Here is a 19,633-nt window from a genome sequence, read left to right as displayed (position 1 = left end):
GCAAAGGCGCGCTCTTCGCGCGCCGTGCCCACCATTCTTTCCGATTGCGACAGGTGGTGGGCACGCTTCGCTTTGCCCACCCTACGAGAGCGGTCGCCTACGCCACGCTCCGCGCGTTCTTGAATTCCTTCGTCGCCTTGTCCAGCACGAACAGCGAGCCCTCCGAGACGCCGAAATAGGCGCCATGTGTCTGCATCTGGCCGCTCTCCACGGCCTTGCGTACGAACGGGAACGTCATCAGGTTTTCCAGGCTGCGGAACACGGCGGCCTTCTCGATGCGCTCGACGAACTGCGCCATGCTCTCATGCTCGCGCTGCTCGACCACTTCGCCCGGCTTGATGAACATCTGCATCCATTTGCCGATGAAGTCGCCGGGCGTAAGCGGCTCGATCTTGTCGACGAAGGCGCGGATGCCGCCGCATTGCGCGTGGCCAAGCACCACGATGTGCTTCACCTTCAGCACCGTCACGGCATATTCCAGCGCCGCCGAGACGCCGTGGGCGGTGCCGTCGGGCTGATACACCGGCACGAGGTTGGCGATGTTGCGGACGACGAACAATTCGCCGGGGCCGACGTCGAAGATCACCTCCGGCGAGACGCGGCTGTCGCAGCAGCCGATCACCATCACTTCCGGCGACTGCCCCTTCACCGACAGATCGCGATAGCGGGTCTGCTCGGTCGGCAGCCGCTGGGTGGCGAAGGCCTTGTAGCCTTCCAGCAAATGCTTCGGGAATGTCATCATACCTATGCCTAATCATAGACCGCTGGGGTGAACAAGCCTTTCGAATGGGCAGGCCAAGTGATATCGGCTGATGTCGGACGACAGACGAGGAAGGAACGCTTGCATGACCCGCCCGCGCCGCAGCCATCTGTTCATGCCCGGCTCCAATCCCCGCGCGCTGGAAAAGGCGCGTAATCTCGCCGCCGACGGCCTGATCCTCGATCTGGAAGATTCGGTCGCTCCCGAGGCCAAGGCGGCGGCGCGTGACGGCATCGCCGCCGCGATCGCGGCCAAGGGTTTTGGCAAGCGCGAGATTTTGATCCGGACCAACGGCCTCGACAGCCCCTGGTGGGCGGATGACGTCGCGATGGCCGCCAAGGCATCGCCGGACGGCATCCTGGTTCCAAAAGTTTCAAGCGTCGAGGATCTCGACGCCATCGGCCGACGCCTCGCCGAGCTCGGTGCCGCGCCGACCGTGAAGGTCTGGGCCATGATCGAGACCGCGCGCGCGGTGCTGCACGCCGAGGAGCTGGCCGCCGCCGGACGCGATCCATCGAGCCGCCTCTCCGGCTTCGTGTTCGGCCCGAACGATATCTCGCGCGAGACCCGCATCAGGATGCTGCCGGGCCGCGCCGCGATGATCCCGATGATCACCCACTGCATCCTGGCGACGCGCGCCCACGGCCTCGAGATCCTCGACGGCCCCTATAGCGACATCGCCAATTCCGACGGCTTCGCCACCGAATGCGCGCAAGCCCGCGATCTCGGCTTCGACGGCAAGACGCTGATCCACCCCTCGCAGATCGACGCCTGCAACGCGATCTTCACGCCTCCCGAAGAGGAAGTCGCGCGCGCCCGAAAGATCATCGCCGCGTTCGAGTTGCCCGAGAACGCCTCGCGCGGCGCGATTCGTCTCGACGGCGCCATGGTGGAGCGCCTGCACGCCGACATGGCCCGGCGCACGATCGAGATCGCGGACGCGATCGCGGCGATGGGGAAGGGCTGAGGAGGCTTCTCCCGCCGGATATCCGCCTGGCGCGGATTTCCCCTCAGTGTCGATAGGTCGCAAATGCCGCTGGCCTGGTGCGCCAGCATTTCCTGTAATTTAGATCACACAGTCCAGCTCGTTGCTCCGATAGATTTGCGTCGTTTGAATACTGCTTCCCGTCCCAATATCGCGAGTGGGCGTCCTCATGCTTCGCAAATTATTCTATTGCTTTGCACTTCTTGTCTTCGCTAGCCCAGCAACCGCCAACGATCGCGTCAGAGGCGAGTCGAGCGCTGCCATTGCCGCCGCCTCCGAGGCCATACGGCGAGATCCCAAGGACGCGAATGCGTACTACAACCGGGGCAACGCTTACAGCATCAACGGCGACAATGACCGCGCCGTGGCCGACTACAGCGCGGCCATACGGCTCGATCCGGCGCATGCGAACGCCTACTACAACCGGGGCAACGCCTATAGCAACAAAGGCGACACCGACCGTGCGATAGCGGATTACACGGCGACGATCCGGATCGATCCCGCCTATGCGAACGCGTACTACAACCGAGGCAATGCCTACAGCAACAAGGGCAACATCGATCGGGCCATTGCCGATTATGCCGAAGCGATCCGCCTGCAGCCGACGAATGCAAACGCGTATTTCAACCGCGGCAACGCCTACGGCAACAAGGGTGACACCGATCGTGCCATCGCGGACTACACTGACGCGATACGCGTGGATCCCACCTATGCGAACGCCTATGTCAATCGCGGGCTGGCCTACGAGAAGCGCGGAGACTTCGCCAGGGCAAGAGCCGACTTCAACGCGACGCTCGGACTGACCCGGAGCGCCACAAGATGGGCTCTGGACAAGGCGCGTGAGCGGCTCTCCGCCCTGCCGCCGCCGCGGCCAGCAACGATCTTGGTCGAGAAAGCGGGCGTCCCTCCGGCTGTCATGGCGCCCGGAGTTGCGAACGGTGATCGCCGTATCGCCCTCGTCATAGGCAATTCTGCCTATGAAAACGTCGCCGCCCTGCCGAACCCCGTCCGCGACGCAAGCCTCGTCGCTGACGTCCTGAGACTCACCGGGTTCGAAGCCGTGACTCTGCTGACCGATCTCCGCAAGGATGCGTTGGTGAATGCCTTGCGCGAGTTCGCGGCACGTGCGGAGACGGCGGATTGGGCCGTCGTATACTATGCCGGACACGGCATGGAGGTCGGCGGCGTCAATTATCTCATTCCGACGGACGCGAGGATCGCCGCGGACCGCGAAATCGGGTTTGAAGCGGTGCCGGTCGATCAGGTTCTCAATGCGGCGGAGCGCGCCAGGAAGCTGCGTCTCGTCATCCTCGATGCGTGCCGTGACAATCCATTCGCCGCCCAGATGAAACGCACGATGACGGTGGCGTCGCGTTCGGTGTCGCGAGGTCTCGCCCCGGTCGAGCCGGAGGCGGGCACGCTGGTGGTCTATGCCGCCAAGGACGGCGAGACCGCGCTCGACGGTGACGGGATCAACAGTCCGTTCGCGACCGCCTTCGTCAAGAATCTTCCGACGCCGGGCCTCGAAGTCCGCAGGCTGTTCGATTTCGTTCGCGACGACGTCATGGAGGCGACCGGCCGGAGGCAAAAGCCGTTCAGCTACGGCTCGATCTCCGGACGGCAGGATTTCTATTTCGTGGCTGGCAAGTGACTTCCGACGAGGTGCAACTCAGCGCGGCGCGAGGTCGGCGCGATCGAGCGACTCCAGCGTCGAGGCGTTGGCGCAATAGCCGTGATAGTTCTCCGCGGCGGTGCCGTCGGCGAGATCGCGGTCGCACTGTCCCTTGTGACCGCAGAGCGAGCAGGTCCGCTCCATGTCGCGCAGCAGCAGGGGCTGCGCCCGCCCGAGCCGCTCCGCGCTGATGCCGAGCTGCTCCAGCATCTTCGGGAGTTCGTCGGCGGCGTGCCGGCCGTGACGGACCAGCTCTTCGAGATCATCAGGCGCGATCCGGAGATCATTCGCGATCCGGTCGAAATCGGCGCGATCGAGCTGCCGCATCTCGTTCATCTCGCGGCGATGCTTCAGCCAGTTCGCAAAGGACTCGATGAGGTCCTGAACGATGGGATAGGGCTTGCTTGCGGTGCTCATGGAAAGCTCCATTCGGACGTCGGAATTGGAGCGAACTAAGCACAATGGTGCAGGGGCGCGTTGCGCTGGATCAAACTGGAAAGGAGCCACGGCTTCCGCTGCACCTCTCCCGCCTGCGGGAGAGGTCGACGCGAAGCGTCGGGTGAGGGCTTTCTCCTCCTGGGGATTGTCCCATTGCGGAAACACCCTCTCCCCGCCCCTCTCCCGCAAGCGGGAGAGGGAGCGCACGTCCTCCACGGCAACTAGCCAAACCGCTCCGCTGCCCAGGCATACAGGCTGCCCGGAATCGGCTTTTCGCCGCCGCGGCCCTTGGGTGAGATGTGCAGGCCGATGATCTCGGGGCTGGTGACGAGGCCGAGATAGCTCGAGGGGTCGAAGAAAAGTTTCGGCTCGGCATGCACGGCATAGAACGACTGCTTCGGGAGTGCGTTCTGCAATTCACCGGTGCGGCGCGCGAGCGCGGTCAGCGCGGCAGGGCCGTAGATCGCGACGCGAATATCCGAGAGGCGGCTCGAGGCGCCGCGCAGGCGGCGCATGATGAATGTGATGCGGTGGCGCAGCGACAGCCAGTTCGGCGTCAGCTCCTCCTGCTCCATCAGCTCCTCGAACGCGCGCACGATGCCGTGCCCGGGTGGAAGATAGATCACGGAATTGCCGAGCTGGCGCCGCCGCTCCCAGGCGAAGTAGGGCTTTGCCGGATCGATCTCGATGGGCTTCAGGAGCAGCACGTCGGCATCGAGCCAGAGGCCGAGATTCTTCGCCATCAGCTTCATGCGGAAGAAGTCGCTGAACTGCAGCGTGGTCCAGTCGCGCCAGCTGCCGTCCGGCTGCGGCGGCCGCAGCCGTTCCGAGAAGGCGTGCGGCAGGATCGCCTCGGCCTCGGCATTCTCGACGCCAGCCGGAAGGCCGGGAATGGGATCAAAGCTGTAGACCGTGATCTTGTGGCCGGCAGCGAGCTGCGAGCGCAGACAGGTCTGGCGCAGCGCATCCATCGGGCCATGCCAGAAGGTGACGATCTCGGGGAGCATGAGGAAAAGCTATACGGGATAACCGGAGCAAAGAAAAAGCCCCGGCGCGGATGGCGCACCGGGGCTCGAACGAGAATCTGAAGTCAGGCCCAGGCGCGTTCGCGCTTGAGCTTCTCCTCGTAGCTGTCGATCGAGGCCTTCTTCTCCATGGTGAGACCGATGTCGTCGAGACCGTTGATCAGGCAGTGCTTGCGGAACGGGTCGATCTCGAACTTGACCTTGCCGCCGTCGGGGCCGCGGATCTCCTGGTTCGGCAGGTCGATCGTCAGCGTCGCGTTGGCGCCGCGCTCGGCATCGTCGAACAGCTTGTCGAGATCTTCCTGGCTGACGCGGATCGGCAGAATGCCGTTCTTGAAGCAGTTGTTGTAGAAGATGTCGCCGAACGAGGTCGAGATCACGCAGCGGATTCCGAAATCGAGCAGCGCCCAGGGCGCGTGCTCGCGGCTCGAGCCGCAGCCGAAATTGTCGCCGGCGACCAGAATCTTGGCGTTGCGATAGGCGGGCTGGTTGAGAACGAAGTCCGGGTTCTCGCTGCCGTCGTCCTTGTAGCGCTGCTCGGAGAAGAGCCCCTTGCCAAGGCCGGTGCGCTTGATGGTCTTGAGGTACTGCTTCGGAATGATCATGTCGGTGTCGACATTGATGATCTTCAGCGGCGCCGCGACGCCTTCCAGCGAGGTGAACTTGTCCATGGTTGCGCTTTCCCGGATGGGTCTAGAGGAACGGGTATTTATCGCGATCGGGGCGGGAATCCTAGGCCGAATTCGGCGGGTCTAGTCTGCTTGGCGGGATCAAGCCACGGAGGAGGTGCGCTCCCTCTCCCGCTTGCGGGAGAGGGCTGGGGTGAGGGTTCTCTCCTCTGGGGGATTGTCCCGTTGCGGAAACACCCTCTCCCCAACCCTCCCCCGCAAGCGGGGGAGGGGGCCACCGCCGCTTCCTACTCCGCCCGTGCCTCGATCGCCGCCATATCGTCGTCGGAGAGGCCGAAATGGTGGCCGATCTCGTGGATCAGGACGTGGCGGACGATATGGCCGAGGCTTTCGTCGTGCTCGGCCCAGTAGTCCAGGATCGGCCGGCGGTAGAGCCAGACCATGTTGGGCAGCCGCGCCACGTCGCCAAGACTCTGCTGGGGCAGGCCGACGCCCTGGAACAGGCCGAGCAGGTCGAACTCGCTCTCGCACCCCATCTCGTCCAGGACCTCCTCGGTCGGGAAGTCGTCGACGCGGACGATCACGCCCTCGCAGAGCTTGCGAAACGACGCCGGCAGGCGCTCGAATACCTCGTGAGCCATCGCTTCCATCTCGGCCAGCGAGGGCGCTTTCAATTCCGTCCACATGGGCTTCTTCTAGTGCGTTTTCGAGCGAAGTGGATACCGGTTTCGCGTGAAGAGGACGCGTCAAAATGGAATCCAGAGCCCTTTCCGATTTCCATCGGAACGGCTCCGGCGCGGGTTCCGCGGCGATGCATCTGGCTTTATAAGCGCGGCGAGGTTGACGGGCGCCGCCAAAACGGGGAGCGTGGGGCCGTCATGGGACGTTTCAGGTGGGCGGAAAAATGCGAGCGAAAACAGCGCTGACTCTACTGTGCATGGGGTTGTTTTCGCAGTTTTGCGTCGGCGCGGAAGCCCAGACCGCCAGCCCCGGGATCCGCCTCGCCCAGGCGGTTCCGCCTGACGACATTCCCCCGCCGCGCAAGCGGCCCCCGGCGCGCTTGCGCGTCACGCCCTATTACAGCCCGGACGGTGTCTATCCCCGCTACAATCCGGGTCCCGACGCAGTCCGCGTGTGCAACGCCACCTATGTGCAGGAGTACCGGCCGAGCGGCACCGTGATCGTGCCGCGTGTGAGCTGCTACTGGCGCCGGGGCTGACCGGTTCAATGCCCGCGCCAGCGAACAGCGCGGTGGCCTCGTGGGGTCCGTGATGCCGAGATGGATCGCATTGGCCGTTGCCGTCGCGCTTGCCGCCGGCCTGCCTCGCGCGTCCGCTGCGCAAAGGGTGACCATACCGGAGGCCTCGGCGGGGATCGCGGTTTTCGATGTGCGACGACACGCGCGAACCCGTGACATGGTGCGGCCTGCGGCGCGCCGTGATCCACGCTATTACGCGCGGCCCGTCCACTACCGTCCTTATCCTTACGGCGTGCCCGCACCTTTCGTGTTCAGCTACGGGCCCTTCTGGTGATCCGCTAGCCGGGCGCAAATCCCCTGACCAGCAGCACGGTCGCCTGCGCGCCGGCTTTGCGATCACGCGAGATGTCCTCGTACTCGGGCGAGTTCGAGAAGGCGAGGAACGCGGCCTCGTCGGGAAACGACATCATGACAAGCTTGTCATGCGGCCATGTGCCTTCGAGCACGCGCGGATGTTCGTCGGCGGCGAGCAGCCGTCCGTTGTACTTCTTGAACACGTCGAAGAATCGCGCCTGATAGCGGTCATAGGCCGCGCGGTCCGTCATCTTCAATTGTGCAATGGCGTAGACAGTCATCTGCAAAATTCCTCCCGTCGCGGCACTGCGTCGCATCGCGGGACCCAGCGTCGTTCATTCATGGCGCGTTCACATCGCTCTCCTCAGTTTACCCGAGGGAGCGACCGTTATTGAACAGCAATGGTGCGGCCGAGACGTCGCGACGCAGCCCTGCTGTCCGGATTCAGGGAGGATTCCATGCTGAGAATGTTCGGCCTCGGGACGAGCCCGATGCGCTTGCTCGGGCTTGCGGCCGCCGCGACGCTGATGCTGTCGGCCGGCACCGCGCGTCGCGCTGAAGCTCTCACCTTGATCAATCCGGCGACGTCACCCGCAGCGAAGGCTGCGGCCGACGATCTCGTCACGCAGGTTCGCCACGGCGGCGGGCATGGTGGACATGGCTTTCACGGCGGAGGTTTCCGCGGAGGCGGCTTCCATGGCGGCGGGCGACATATCGGCGGTTTCCACGGCGGCGGTTTCCGCGGCGGCCATATCGGCGGCTTCCGTGCCGCGCCGGCATTTCGTCACGGCCATGTCGGCGGCTACCGCTATGGCGGCTTTCGGCATGGCGGCTACCACCGTCACTGGGGCCATCATCGCCCGCACTACGGTTATCGTCACTTCCACCGGCGCTATTATGTGGGCGGATACTATCCCTACTACCACTACCCGCGCCGCTGCCGGATCGTCTGGACCTATTACGGCCCGCGCCGCGTCTGCCACTGGCCGCGCTGGCACTATCCGTACCGCTATTGGTGACGTGGTGAATTGCTGGCTCTGCATTCGTCATGGCCGGGCTTGTCCCGGCCATCCACGTTCTTGGGGCTTGCGCAGAGAGTTCGTGGATGCCCGGGACGAGCCCGGGCATGACGGAGAGGCTGGTTAGAGCCAATCCTTCAGCTTCCAGGATGCAGACTTCCAGCGGATCAGGTTCTCGAGCTTCCACTGCCTGAACATCGCCGGCGGCCAGCGGCTGAGCTTCGACGTCTCCTCGACCTCGGGCTTGGCGACGATGCGCAGCGGCGTTGCGCGCCGGCGGTGCTGGCGCGTCGCGTCACTGATCAGATCGACATATTCCGGCTTGTTGGCCATGAGGCGTGTCCTCGCGAACGTTCGCGAGGACACTGTCGGCGCCGGCGATTAACGGCGGTTTGCCGCGATCGCTACAATTGCAGGAACTGGCTTACCGCCAGTCCCTGACATCGACGAAGTGCCCTGCGATCGCCGCAGCCGCCGCCATCGCCGGCGAGACCAGATGCGTGCGGCCCTTGAAGCCCTGGCGGCCCTCGAAGTTGCGGTTCGAGGTCGAGGCGCAGCGCTCTTCCGGCTTCAGCTTGTCCGGATTCATGGCAAGGCACATCGAGCAGCCCGGCTCGCGCCATTCGAAGCCGGCCTTGATGAAGATCTTGTCCAGACCCTCGGCTTCCGCCTGCTCCTTCACGATGCCGGAGCCCGGCACGACCAGGGCGTTGACGTTCGCTGAAACGGTCTTGCCTTCAGCAATCTTCGCTGCCGCACGCAGATCCTCGATGCGGCCGTTGGTGCAGGAGCCGATGAAGACGCGATCAAGCTTGATGTCGGTGATCTTGGTCCCCGCGGTCAGGCCCATGTATTTCAGCGCGCGATGCTTGGAGATGCGCTTGGCCTCGTCCGCGATCTTGTCGGGATCGGGCACGATGCGCGGTCACGGAGATGACGTCTTCAGGCGAGGTGCCCCAGGTCACGATCGGCGGCAGCTTTGCCGCATCGAGGCGCAGCTCGTGGTCGAAATGCGCGCCTTCGTCGGAGCGCAGTGTCTCCCAATAGCGCATCGCCGCATCCCAGGCCGCGCCCTTCGGCGCCTTCGGCCGGTCGCGGAGGAAGTCGTAGGCCTTCTGGTCGGGCGCCACCAGGCCGGCGCGCGCGCCGCCTTCGATCGACATGTTGCAGACCGTCATGCGGCCTTCCATCGAGAGCGCACGGATCGCCTCGCCGGCATATTCCAGCACGTAGCCGGTGCCGCCCGCGGTGCCGATCTCGCCGATGATGGCGAGGATGATGTCCTTGCCCGTCACGCCGTCAGGCAATTTTCCGTCGACGGTGACGCGCATGTTCTTCGCCTTCTTCTGGATCAGCGTCTGCGTCGCCAGCACGTGCTCGACCTCGCTCGTGCCGATGCCGTGCGCGAGCGCGCCGAACGCGCCATGCGTCGAGGTGTGGCTGTCACCGCAGACGATGGTGGTGCCGGGCAGCGTAAATCCCTGCTCGGGGCCGATGACGTGGACGATGCCCTGGCGCCTGTCGAACTCGTTGTAATATTCGACGCCGAATTCCTTGGCGTTCTCGGCCAGCGCCTTGATCTGCTCGATGCTCTCAGGGTCGGGATTCGGCTTGGTGCGGTCGGTGGTCGGAACGTTGTGGTCGACGACGGCGAGCGTCTTCTCGGGCGCATGCACCTTGCGTCCCGTTGCGCGCAGGCCTTCGAACGCCTGCGGCGAGGTCACCTCGTGCACCAGGTGGCGGTCGATGTAGAGCAGGCAGGTGCCGTCCTCGGCTTCGTGCACCAGATGGTCGTTCCAGATCTTGTCGTACAATGTGGTCGGCTTGGACATGAGCTTGAGCTCCGAAGAATGTGTGTCAGCGATGAGCGCGGATGGCGCGCGGGCAACAAAATCGTCAGCGCAGCTTTTAGGCTGCGCGCGTAAGCTCTGACGTTGCCGAGGTCGCGAAGCGTCCGAAGAACCGGCCAGGCAGCCGCGAGCGATCGTCGATGACGATGCGCTTGACGGACGAGTGTCTGGTCAGACCTGGAAACATTCTAGAGATATATAGCAGTCCGAATTGGAAGCGCGAGTGGTTTCAAATGCCGGCCAACGCGCGCCATGCATGCCCCTCATCCTGAGGAGCGCGCTTCTAAAGCGCGTCTCGAAGGATGAAGGCCCGGCCGGTGGCCTCGCCCTTCGAGACGCGCGTTCCGCGCTCCTCAGGGTGAGGAACGGGCACCGCGCGCGCCGCACCGAGGCAACAAAAAAGCGCGGAGCCGGGCCCCGCGCTTTTGAAAACTTGCCTGGTGGGGCGAAGCTTACTCGCCGACGGCGGCCTGGCGGTCCTGCTTCTCGACGATGCGGGCCGACTTGCCGCGGAGATTGCGGAGGTAATAGAGCTTGGCGCGACGCACCTTGCCGCGGCGCACCACCTTGATCGAGTCGATCATCGGCGACATCACCGGGAACACGCGCTCGACGCCCTCGCCATAGGAGATCTTGCGGACGGTGAAGCTCTCGTTGAGGCCACCGCCGGAACGGCCGATGCAGACGCCCTCATAGGCCTGCACGCGGGTGCGGTCGCCTTCGACGACCTTCACGTTGACGATCACGGTGTCGCCGGGGCCGAATTCCGGAATGTCCTTGCCGGCGGACAGCTTGTCGAATTGCTCTTGCTCGAGCTGCTTGATCAGGTTCATGGGTAAATCTCCATCGGCGCGCCCAGCCTTTTCAAACGGGGGCTGCGCGAAATTCGTCTATCCAGCCATTGCGGATGTGGCCGCTCCTATAAGGCAAGCCGGAGCGTTTGTCACCCGTCTGTCTTGCTTTTTGGCGTTTTTTGGCGCCCGGCCCGATTCGGGGCGGGGGTCGGCACTTGCGCCCATAAATCCGGCCGCCGGGCCGCCGTCAGGGCCTCCGATTGCGCCCGCCGCCAGCTTGCAACCTTGGCATGGTCGCCCGAGGTCAGGATTTCCGGGATCGGGACCCCCTCGAACAGCTGCGGGCGGGTGTATTGGGGGTATTCGAGCAGCCCGTCCGAAAAGCTCTCTTCGGTTCCCGAGGCCTCCTTGCCCATCACCCCGGGCAGGAGCCGCACACAGGCGTCGATCAGGGCCAGGGCCGCGATCTCACCCCCGGACAGGACGTAGTCGCCGATCGAGACCTCCTCGAGGCCCCGTCCGTCGATCACCCGCTGGTCCACTCCCTCGAATCGCCCGCAGACGATCAGGGGGCCGGGGCCCCTGGCCAACTCCGTGACCCGGGCCTGGGTCAATGGCCGGCCGCGCGGGCTCATCAAGAGGCGCGGCCGCTCCGGGCCGATCTCCGCTGCATCGATGGCGGCGGCCAGAACATCCGCGCGCAGCACCATGCCCGGGCCGCCGCCGGCCGGGGTGTCATCGACGCTGCGGTGGCGGTCGGTGGCTGAGGCGCGGATGTCCCGCGCCTCGAGCTGCCAGAGCCCGCCTGCCAGCGCTCGGCCGGCCAGGCTCACGCCCAGCGGTCCCGGAAACATCTCCGGAAACAGCGTCAGCACCGTCGCGCGCCAGGGTGAGGGGTTGGTCATTGCAGTCAGCTTAGCCAAAAACCACAGCCTGTGGTTATGGGTCCCCACTTTCGCGGGGACGGCCTGGCGAGAGAGCCTCGTCGTCGCGCTCCTCGCCCTCGATTTCCTGCGGCAGCGCGATCACCACGCGCCCGCCGGCGAGATCGACTTCCGGCACCACCGCGTTGGAGAATGGCAGCAGCAGCGTCGGGCCCTTGGGCGGGGCGATCTCGATGATGTCGCCGGCGCCGAAATTCTGGATCGCGACGACGCGGCCGAGCGGCTCGCCGTCCGTGGTGACGGCAGCGAGCCCGATCAGATCGGTGTGGTAATATTCGTCCGCGTCGGTCGCGGGCAGCTTGTCGCGCGGAACGTAGAGCTCGATGCCGTTGAGGCGCTCGGCTTCATCACGGGTCGTGACGCCCTTGAACGTCGCGACCAGATGATCTTTCGCCTCGCGTGCCGTTGCGACCTCGAACTGGCGCTTGCCGTCCTTGGACAGCAGCGGGCCGTAGTGCCTGATGGCGAAGGGATCTTCGGTGAAGGTCCACAATTTGACCGCACCGCGCACACCATGCGCGGCGCCGATCCGCGCGACGCAGACCAGCGCCGACATGATCTGGCCTTAGCCCTTCGCGGCGGCTTCGGCCTGCGCCTTGCGCTCCTTGCGCGGCACGGCCTTTTCGGGGTTGTTGCGCGCTTCGCGCTTCTTGACGCCGGCAGCGTCGAGGAAACGCGCCACGCGGTCCGACGGCTGCGCACCCTTGGCGACCCAGGCCTTCACCTTCTCCAGGTCGAGCTTGAGGCGCGCCTCGTTGTCCTTCGGCAGCAGCGGATTGAAATAGCCGAGACGCTCGATGAAGCGGCCGTCGCGCGGAAAGCGCGAGTCGGCAACGACGACGTGATAGACGGGACGCTTCTTGGTACCTGCGCGGGCGAGGCGGATAACGACGGACATTCAGTTCTCCTTCAAAGTACAGTTTGTTCGGTTGATTGGTATTCCGCGTTGCGCGGGACCGGTGCGGTCCCCCGCGACGAATTCCTCATTTCTTCTTGCCCGGAAAACCGCCGAGACCCGGCAGCGTGGGCTTGCCGCTCAGCCCGGTCAGTCCAGGAAGGTTGGGCAGACCTTGGCGAAGCCCAGCCGGCAAATCCTTCGGCAGGTTCGGCAGGCCCTGCCCGCCGCCGCCCTGCATCTTCTCCTGCAGCGCCTTCATCTCTTCCGGAGAGGGAGGCTTCATGCCGCCGCCAAAGCCCATGGCCTGCGCGATGCCGGCGAGTGGGCCGCGCTTGCCCGAGCCCATGGCCTTCATCACGTCGGCCATGTTCCGGTGCATCTTCAGGAGCTTATTCACCTGCTCGACGCTCTGGCCGCTGCCTGCGGCGATGCGCTTCTTGCGGCTCGCTTTCAAGAGGTCCGGATGACGGCGCTCGTCGCGCGTCATGGAATCGATGATCGCGACCTGGCGCTTCAGGATCTTGTCGTCGATGCCGGCCGCCGCGATCTGGTTCTTCATCTTGGAGATGCCGGGCATCATGCCCATCAGCCCGCTGATGCCGCCCATGTTCGTCATCTGCAGCAGCTGCTCGCGCATGTCGTTGAGGTCGAACTGGCCCTTGCGCATGCGCTCGGCCGTGCGCGCGGCCTTTTCGGCGTCGATGTTGGCGGCGGCGCGTTCGACCAGCGACACCACGTCGCCCATGCCGAGGATGCGGCCGGCGATACGATCAGGGTGGAAATCCTCCAGCGCGTCGGTCTTTTCACCGGTGCCGAGCAGCTTGATCGGCTTGCCGGTGACCGCGCGCATCGACAGCGCGGCGCCGCCGCGGCCGTCGCCGTCGACGCGGGTCAGCACGATGCCGGTGAGGCCGACGCGTTGGTCGAAGGCACGGGCGAGGTTCACGGCGTCCTGACCGGTGAGCGAGTCCGCCACCAGCAGCACTTCATGCGGGTTCGCCGCGGCTTTGATCGCGGCCGCCTCGGCCATCATCTCTTCGTCGAGCGTGGTGCGGCCGGCGGTGTCGAGCAGCACGACGTCGTAGCCGCCGAGCTTGCCGGCTTCCAGCGCGCGCTTCGCGATCTGCTGCGGCTGCTGGCCTGCGACGATCGGCAGGGTCGGAATGTCGAGATCGCGGCCGAGCACGGCGAGCTGCTCCATCGCCGCCGGGCGATAGACGTCGAGCGAGGCCATCAGCACCTTGCGCTTGTCGCGCTGGACCAGGCGGCGGGCGAGCTTTGCGGTGGTGGTGGTCTTACCGGAGCCTTGCAGACCGACCATCATGATCGGCACCGGCGGCACGGAATTGACGTCGATGGTCTGACCTTCGGCGCCGAGCGTGTTGATCAGCTCGTCATGGACGATCTTGACCACCATCTGGCCGGGTGTGACCGACTTGACCACGGTGGCGCCGATTGCCTGCTCGCGGACGCGCTCGGTGAAGCTGCGCACCACCTCGAGCGCGACGTCGGCTTCCAGCAGCGCGCGGCGCACCTCGCGCATCGCGGCGTCGACGTCTTTTTCGGTCAGCGCGCCGCGCCCCGTCAGACGATCGAGAATGCCGCCAAGCCGTTCCGACAGATTGTCGAACAATGCCGTTGTCCCTTGTCCTGCTCGCCGAAAAAGCGATCTTCCAAACACCTTTGCGCCCGAGGGCGCACAGCGCTGTCGGGCGTTGACCTCTGGCCTCCAGGGCCAGTCGGCGGGTCGAAAAGAAAGCCTTTCCGAGAAAGTGGCGGGGTTAAACGCCGCTCCCGCCCAAAAGTCAAGGAAAGTTAGGGTGCCGGGGCGCCCTTTATAAGGCAAGGTACTGAAAATGTGACCTTTTTGGCCACGGGTTCCTTTTCTGCCAGCCCGGCCCATATAGCCGGTGATGTCTTACCGCCCGACTATCCTTACGAGCCCGCCGGTTACCCGACTTTTGGGGCTGCTCGCGGGCACCGGTGCTCTGGTCGGCGTCCTCGCCCTGGATCTCACATGAAAACCCATGACGGCCCCGTCTCCGACCATTTCAACGGCCTGCACTTCTTCGATCCGGACGGGGCGCCGCCGAAATCGCTTCGCGAGGTGCTGCGCTGGCAATTTGGCGGCGGACGGCAGCGCGCGAAATGGCCCGTGTGGGCGCCGAGCCCGCATGCCGACATCCCGCCGGAGCGCGTCGAGGGCGGCAAGGCGCGGCTCTCCTTCGTCGGCCACGCCAGCTGGCTGATCCAGGCCGGCGGCCTCAACATCCTGGTCGATCCGGTCTGGTCGATGCGGGTCGCGCCCGTCGCTTGGGCCGGGCCGAAGCGGCACAACGATCCCGGCATCGCCTTCGAGAAGCTGCCGAAGATCGATGTCGTGCTGGTCTCGCACGGGCACTACGATCATCTGGATATCGCGACGCTGTCGCGGCTCACCAAGAATTTCGCCCCGCGCGTCGTCACCCCGCTCGGCAATGACGTCACGATGCGCGGCGCCGATCCCACCATCAAGGTCGAGGCCTTCGACTGGCACGATCGCGTCGAACTCGGCAGCGGCATCGCCGTGCATCTGGTGCCGACCCGGCACTGGACCGCGCGCAGCCTGTTCGATCGCAACAAGGCGCTGTGGGCGAGCTTCGTGCTGGAGACGCCGGCCGGCAGGATCTACGTCGTCTGCGATTCCGGTTATGGTGACGGCAGGCACTTCCGCCGCGTCGCCGATAGGCACGGGGCACTGCGCCTCGCGATCCTCCCGATCGGCGCCTACGAGCCGCGCTGGTTCATGCGCGACCAGCACATGAACCCGGAAGATGCGGTGAAGGCGCTGCTCGACTGCGGCGCCGAGCAAGCGCTTGGACACCATCACGGCACGTTCCAACTGACGGATGAAGCGATCGACGCGCCGGCGAAAGCCTTGGTGGAAGCGCTCGATGCCGCGAAGATTCCGCAGGAAAGATTCGTGGCGATGAAGCCTGGGCAGGTGGTGGAGATTTAGGCTCGCTGCCTCCACGCATACAGCTCGTCGTCCCGGGGCGCGACGAAGTCGTGAGCCCGGGACCCATAGCCACGGGCAGATGTTTGGCGAAGGCTCGGAGTTACCTGTGTCGCGTCATAACCACTCCTCGTGGTTATGGGTCCCCGCTTTCGCGAGGACGACACTGTTGTTGAAGCGGCAGTGTGCCCTCTTGCGGCTCACTGCCCCGGCTTGATCGCCCAGCTCACATTCACCGTCACCGACAGCGTTTCCTCGCCCGGCGCCACCGCGGCCTGCGGTGCTGCGGCCATTGGCGCTGCCATGCGGCCCTTGAAAAGCGGCACCGGGCCGCCGCCCTCGGTGACGCTGAGCGGCGCGCCCAGCGTCACGCCGGTGGCCTTGGCATAGACCTCCGCCTTGCGTCGCGCATCGGCGATCGCCTGCTCGCGCGCATCGTCGAGCAGCTTCGATGCCTGGGTTACCTCGAAGGAGATGTTGCCGATGTCGTTGGCGCCGGCGCTGACCAGTGTGTCGATGACGCCGGCGACCTTGGTCACGTCGCGAATCTTCACGGTGACGCGGTTGCTCGCGCGGAAGCCGACCACGGGCGAGGCGCCGGTGGATTTGTTCTGGCCGTATTGCGGCTGCAGCGACAGGCGCGATGTCTGGTAGTCCTTCTCGGCGATCCCCGCGCCCTTCAGCGCCAGCAGCACCTTGCCCATCGCGGCATTGTTGGCGTCGGAAGCTTCCTTCGCCGTCTTGGCGTCGTTGGCGACGCCGGCATCGATCTGCGCGAGATCTGGGGCCGCGGAAATCGTGGCTTCGCCGCTCACCGAAATGGCGGACGGAAAATCGTCGGCGCGTGCGGGCGCCGTCAGCAGTGCGGTGGCGAATATGGCGGCGAGCAGGGCAGGTTTTTTCATGGGTCTCACTTCAGCGGCACGAAAACGTTGATCACGAGCTTGTCCTCGGCCGTCTTCAGGGGATCGGTGAGGTACTCCTCGATGAAGGTGTCCTTGGCTTCCAGCTTCTTGTCGTCGAGGTGATTGGTGATCGCCTCATAGGTGTTGTCCATGTTGTCGTAGGAGCCGCGATGGACGAATTTCAGGGCCCTGCCCTCCGGCGATTTGCCGATGCTCATGTCCTTGGACAAGTTCTTCGGATCCTGGTCGACCGGGATCTCGGCAAGGAAGGTGAAGCCGGTGTCGTCGGTCGAGGTGTAGACGATCATCGGATTGCCGGCTTGCTTGATGCCCTGCTTGTCCAGCAGCGTGTTCAGTGCCTTGAAGGCGTCGATCAGCGTGTCGAAGGCCGAGTCCCAATTGGCAGTGCCCTTGACCATCACGACCTTCCTGGCTTCGAGCGTGGTCTCGAGGCCGAAGGGATCGGCGGTCTGCACCGGGGCGGGCGTCGCGGCGGCCGCTGGGGGTGGGGCCGTCGGGGCGGGCGACGGTGAGGCGCTGGCCGCCGGCGACGGGCTTGCCGCCGGGGCTGGCGAAGCGCTTGCGGCTGGGGCGGGTGCCGCCGACGGTGCAGGCGAGGGGCTTGCCGACGCGGGTGGTGCCGGGCTGGGTGTCTGTGCCGGAGCCCCGGACAGGCCAATCGACATGGCCGCCGGGATCAGCGCGGCCAGAGCGAGACGACGAAAACTGGTCATTCTATTCTCCCCAAGGCCCTGGATTCACCAAGGCCCAAATTCATCAAGGCCTTACCCACCAAGGCCTCAACCTGGCCGCGCGTCCCGGTTCGCGCGAACCGCGCCGTTCTAACACGCGAGCGCCGAATTCGTCCCATGACAGATGCGTCATGGCCGATGTCCTGGCTCGCGGCCGCAAATCGCTGGCCAAGCCGGCAAGGATCGCCATATAAGGCAGGCGAAATTCGGGAATTTTCATGAGCGCGCTGGCCAACCACGCATTTGCCAAGATGAACGGCATCGGCAACGAGATCGTCGTTGTCGACATGCGCGATTCCGCGGCCAAGGTGACGCCGGACGATGCGCGGGCGGTGGCGTCTGCGCAAGGCGGCATCGCCTATGACCAGCTCATGGTGCTGCAGAAGCCGCGGCTGGACGGCACCGAAGCCTTCATCCGCATCTACAATCATGACGGCTCCGAGGCCGGGGCCTGCGGCAACGGCATGCGCTGCGTCGTGCGCCGCATCTTCGAGAAGACCGGGCAGACCACCGCGACCTTCGAGACGGCCGCCGGCCTGCTCAATGCCTGGCAGGGTCCAGCGGCCGATCTCTACACCGTGGACATGGGCGTACCGAAGTTCGGCTGGCAGGACATTCCGCTGGCGGAAGAGTTTCGCGACACCCGCTACATCGAATTGCAGATCGGACCAATCGACAATCCGATCCTGCATTCGCCCTCCGTGGTGAGCATGGGCAATCCGCATGCGGTGTTCTGGGTCGAGGACGTCAACGCCTATGATCTCGGCCGCTTCGGTCCGCTGCTGGAAAACCATCCGATCTTCCCCGAGCGCGCCAACATTACGCTCGCCCATGTCGTCGATCCCCAGCACATCACGATCCGCACCTGGGAACGCGGTGCGGGCCTGACCAAGGCCTGCGGATCGGCGGCCTGTGCGACGGCGGTCGCGGCGGCGCGGCTGAAGCGCGCGGAGCGCAAGGTCGAGATCACGCTGCCCGGCGGCAAGCTCGGCATCGAATGGCGCGAGCGCGACGACCACGTGCTGATGACGGGCACCGCGACCTTCGAATATGAGGGCACCTTCGATCCGGCGCTGTTCGCGCCGGCCACGTGATGGGCGTCGAGGTCGTCACCTTCGGCTGCCGCCTCAATGCGTTCGAGGCCGAGGTGATCCGCAGCAAGGCGGAAGACGCAGGCCTTTCAGACACCATCGTCATCAACAGCTGCGCCGTCACCAACGAGGCGGTGGCGCAGGCGCGCCAGTCGATCCGCAAATTGAAGCGCGAGCGGCCCGGTGCGCGCATCGTCGTCACCGGCTGTGCCGCGCAGACGCAAGCTGCGATGTTCGCCGACATGGCCGAGGTCGATCGTGTCGTCGGCAATGACGACAAGCTGCACGGCGATGCGTGGCGCGAGACGCAGGCGGCGTTCGACGTCGGCGCCAGCGAGAAGATCGCCGTCAGCGACATCATGGCTATCAGGGAGATGGCGCCACATCTCGTCGATGGCTATGCGAGCGGCCTGCCGCGTGTGTTCGTGCAGGTGCAGAACGGCTGCGACCATCGCTGCACCTTCTGCATCATCCCGTTCGGCCGCGGCAATTCGCGCTCGGTGCCGATGGGTGCCGTGGTGGAGCAGGTGCGGACACTGGTCGAGCGGGGTCATGCCGAGATCGTGCTGACTGGCGTCGACCTCACCAGCTACGGCACCGATCTGCCGGGCGCGCCGAAGCTCGGCATGCTGACCAGGCAGATCTTGCGGCACGTGCCGGAGCTGAAGCGCCTGCGCATCTCCTCGATCGATTCGATCGAGGCCGACGACGATCTGCTCGATGCCATCGCCGACGATGCGCGGCTGATGCCGCATCTGCATCTGTCGCTGCAGTCAGGCGACGACATGATCCTGAAGCGCATGAAGCGGCGGCATTCGCGGCAGGATGCGATCGCGTTCTGCGACCAGGTCCGCCGTCTGCGCCCGGACATCGCCTTCGGCGCCGACATCATTGCGGGCTTTCCGACCGAGACGGAGGAGATGTTCTCGCATTCGCTCGACCTCGTCGAGGAATGCGGTCTCACCTTCCTCCACGTCTTTCCCTATTCGCCGCGGCCCGGCACGCCGGCCGCGCGGATGCCGCAGGTTGCGGGGGCGGTCATCAAGCAGCGTGCGAAGCGGTTGCGTGCGGCCGGTGAAGCCGCGCTGCGCAAGCGGCTGCATGCCGAGGTCGGCGCGACACGCGACGTGCTGATCGAGAGCGCGGGGCAGGGCCGCACGGAGCACTATCTGCCGGTGGCGATTGCAGACGAGCGTGTCGGCAGCGTGGTGCCGCTGACGATTGCCGGCAGCGATGGCGAGCGGCTGACCACATAGTCGGGCTGCGGTAAGTTGCGCCGCGCTCTATCCTCAACGTCGTCCCTGCGCACGCAGGGACCCATACC

General features: G+C 65.3%; 21 protein-coding genes and 1 pseudogene. 7 read left to right on the top strand and 15 right to left on the bottom strand.

Features of this window, described 5'->3' with window-relative positions; genetic code table 11:
- Positions 1–97: 97 nt before the first annotated feature.
- Complete coding sequence (locus ABIA42_RS32520; protein WP_370117478.1) at positions 98–742, bottom strand: carbonic anhydrase; 645 nt, start codon at positions 740–742, stop codon at positions 98–100.
- 103 nt (positions 743–845) lie between these two features.
- Between ABIA42_RS32520 and ABIA42_RS32515 the strand changes: the two genes are divergently transcribed.
- Together ABIA42_RS32515 and ABIA42_RS32510 are read left to right on the top strand one after the other, a co-directional pair.
- Positions 846–1,727, top strand: coding sequence for a CoA ester lyase (locus ABIA42_RS32515; RefSeq protein ID WP_028181588.1), 882 nt, complete (start codon positions 846–848; stop codon positions 1,725–1,727).
- Positions 1,728–1,914: 187 nt separating this feature from the next.
- Positions 1,915–3,396: a tetratricopeptide repeat protein gene (locus ABIA42_RS32510; protein WP_370117481.1), complete on the top strand. Its 1,482-nt coding sequence runs from the start codon at positions 1,915–1,917 to the stop codon at positions 3,394–3,396.
- Positions 3,397–3,414: 18 nt separating this feature from the next.
- Here ABIA42_RS32510 and ABIA42_RS32505 read toward each other — a convergent pair whose 3' ends face one another.
- The 4 genes from ABIA42_RS32505 to ABIA42_RS32490 all read right to left on the bottom strand — a co-directional run bounded on the left by ABIA42_RS32505 (position 3,415) and on the right by ABIA42_RS32490 (position 6,195).
- Positions 3,415–3,834 carry a DUF6455 family protein gene (locus ABIA42_RS32505; protein WP_271527874.1) on the bottom strand — a complete coding sequence of 140 codons (420 nt, stop codon included), beginning with the start codon at positions 3,832–3,834 and terminating at the stop codon, positions 3,415–3,417.
- Between the two features lie 242 nt (positions 3,835–4,076).
- Positions 4,077–4,862: a hypothetical protein gene (locus tag ABIA42_RS32500; protein ID WP_271527873.1), complete on the bottom strand. Its 786-nt coding sequence runs from the start codon at positions 4,860–4,862 to the stop codon at positions 4,077–4,079.
- Positions 4,863–4,945: 83 nt separating this feature from the next.
- Positions 4,946–5,551 carry a 3-isopropylmalate dehydratase small subunit gene (gene leuD / locus ABIA42_RS32495; RefSeq protein ID WP_028181050.1) on the bottom strand — a complete coding sequence of 202 codons (606 nt, stop codon included), beginning with the start codon at positions 5,549–5,551 and terminating at the stop codon, positions 4,946–4,948.
- Positions 5,552–5,796: 245 nt separating this feature from the next.
- Entirely contained in the window at positions 5,797–6,195 is a 399-nt protein-coding gene (locus tag ABIA42_RS32490; RefSeq protein WP_271527872.1) for a metallopeptidase family protein, read from the bottom strand.
- A gap of 251 nt (positions 6,196–6,446) precedes the next feature.
- Here ABIA42_RS32490 and ABIA42_RS32485 point away from each other — a divergent pair, with 251 nt between their 5' ends.
- Positions 6,447–6,728: a hypothetical protein gene (locus tag ABIA42_RS32485; protein ID WP_271527902.1), complete on the top strand. Its 282-nt coding sequence runs from the start codon at positions 6,447–6,449 to the stop codon at positions 6,726–6,728.
- Between the two features lie 317 nt (positions 6,729–7,045).
- Here ABIA42_RS32485 and ABIA42_RS32480 read toward each other — a convergent pair whose 3' ends face one another.
- On the bottom strand, positions 7,046–7,342 hold the full coding sequence (locus tag ABIA42_RS32480) for a DUF1330 domain-containing protein (RefSeq protein ID WP_271527870.1): 297 nt from the start codon (positions 7,340–7,342) through the stop codon (positions 7,046–7,048).
- 177 nt (positions 7,343–7,519) lie between these two features.
- On the opposite strand from ABIA42_RS32480, the gene ABIA42_RS32475 reads away from it, so the two are divergent.
- Complete coding sequence (locus tag ABIA42_RS32475) at positions 7,520–8,080, top strand: hypothetical protein (RefSeq protein WP_370117488.1); 561 nt, start codon at positions 7,520–7,522, stop codon at positions 8,078–8,080.
- 123 nt (positions 8,081–8,203) lie between these two features.
- On the opposite strand, the gene ABIA42_RS32470 is transcribed toward ABIA42_RS32475, so the two are convergent.
- From ABIA42_RS32470 to ffh, 7 genes and pseudogenes are all read right to left on the bottom strand, one after another.
- Positions 8,204–8,413 carry a hypothetical protein gene (locus ABIA42_RS32470; protein WP_370117491.1) on the bottom strand — a complete coding sequence of 70 codons (210 nt, stop codon included), beginning with the start codon at positions 8,411–8,413 and terminating at the stop codon, positions 8,204–8,206.
- A 91-nt stretch (positions 8,414–8,504) separates the two neighbouring features.
- A pseudogene (gene leuC, locus ABIA42_RS32465) lies at positions 8,505–9,912 on the bottom strand (3-isopropylmalate dehydratase large subunit).
- 470 nt (positions 9,913–10,382) lie between these two features.
- Positions 10,383–10,763 carry a 50S ribosomal protein L19 gene (gene rplS / locus ABIA42_RS32460; RefSeq protein ID WP_011083318.1) on the bottom strand — a complete coding sequence of 127 codons (381 nt, stop codon included), beginning with the start codon at positions 10,761–10,763 and terminating at the stop codon, positions 10,383–10,385.
- A 110-nt stretch (positions 10,764–10,873) separates the two neighbouring features.
- Positions 10,874–11,629 (bottom strand): tRNA (guanosine(37)-N1)-methyltransferase TrmD, encoded by a 756-nt coding sequence (trmD, locus tag ABIA42_RS32455; protein ID WP_370117497.1) that lies wholly within the window; start codon positions 11,627–11,629, stop codon positions 10,874–10,876.
- Positions 11,630–11,663: 34 nt separating this feature from the next.
- Complete coding sequence (gene rimM, locus ABIA42_RS32450; protein WP_370117500.1) at positions 11,664–12,224, bottom strand: ribosome maturation factor RimM; 561 nt, start codon at positions 12,222–12,224, stop codon at positions 11,664–11,666.
- Between the two features lie 9 nt (positions 12,225–12,233).
- Positions 12,234–12,566, bottom strand: a complete 333-nt coding sequence (rpsP, locus tag ABIA42_RS32445) for a 30S ribosomal protein S16 (protein WP_028181059.1) — start codon at positions 12,564–12,566, stop codon at positions 12,234–12,236.
- Between the two features lie 85 nt (positions 12,567–12,651).
- On the bottom strand, positions 12,652–14,199 hold the full coding sequence (ffh, locus tag ABIA42_RS32440) for a signal recognition particle protein (protein WP_271527864.1): 1,548 nt from the start codon (positions 14,197–14,199) through the stop codon (positions 12,652–12,654).
- A 384-nt stretch (positions 14,200–14,583) separates the two neighbouring features.
- On the opposite strand from ffh, the gene ABIA42_RS32435 reads away from it, so the two are divergent.
- Positions 14,584–15,564, top strand: a complete 981-nt coding sequence (locus tag ABIA42_RS32435) for an MBL fold metallo-hydrolase (protein ID WP_370117505.1) — start codon at positions 14,584–14,586, stop codon at positions 15,562–15,564.
- Positions 15,565–15,761: 197 nt separating this feature from the next.
- Here the strand turns inward: ABIA42_RS32435 and ABIA42_RS32430 are convergent, their stop codons facing one another.
- Together ABIA42_RS32430 and ABIA42_RS32425 are read right to left on the bottom strand one after the other, a co-directional pair.
- A complete protein-coding gene (locus ABIA42_RS32430) occupies positions 15,762–16,466 on the bottom strand; it encodes an SIMPL domain-containing protein (protein WP_271527862.1) in 705 nt (234 codons plus the stop codon).
- Positions 16,467–16,471: 5 nt separating this feature from the next.
- Positions 16,472–17,200: a GyrI-like domain-containing protein gene (locus ABIA42_RS32425; RefSeq protein WP_370117509.1), complete on the bottom strand. Its 729-nt coding sequence runs from the start codon at positions 17,198–17,200 to the stop codon at positions 16,472–16,474.
- Between the two features lie 236 nt (positions 17,201–17,436).
- Between ABIA42_RS32425 and dapF the strand changes: the two genes are divergently transcribed.
- Together dapF and mtaB are read left to right on the top strand one after the other, a co-directional pair.
- Complete coding sequence (gene dapF / locus ABIA42_RS32420) at positions 17,437–18,312, top strand: diaminopimelate epimerase (RefSeq protein ID WP_370117512.1); 876 nt, start codon at positions 17,437–17,439, stop codon at positions 18,310–18,312.
- Entirely contained in the window at positions 18,312–19,565 is a 1,254-nt protein-coding gene (gene mtaB / locus ABIA42_RS32415; protein WP_370117515.1) for a tRNA (N(6)-L-threonylcarbamoyladenosine(37)-C(2))-methylthiotransferase MtaB, read from the top strand. The genes dapF and mtaB overlap by 1 nt, the downstream gene beginning before the upstream one ends.
- Positions 19,566–19,633 lie beyond the last annotated feature (68 nt).

This window comes from Bradyrhizobium sp. USDA 327 (assembly GCF_041262065.1).
Taxonomy (GTDB): Bacteria; Pseudomonadota; Alphaproteobacteria; order Rhizobiales; family Xanthobacteraceae; genus Bradyrhizobium; species Bradyrhizobium liaoningense.
Note: the sequence above shows the minus strand (reverse complement) of the source record. Positions and strands in the feature narration are given on the sequence as shown.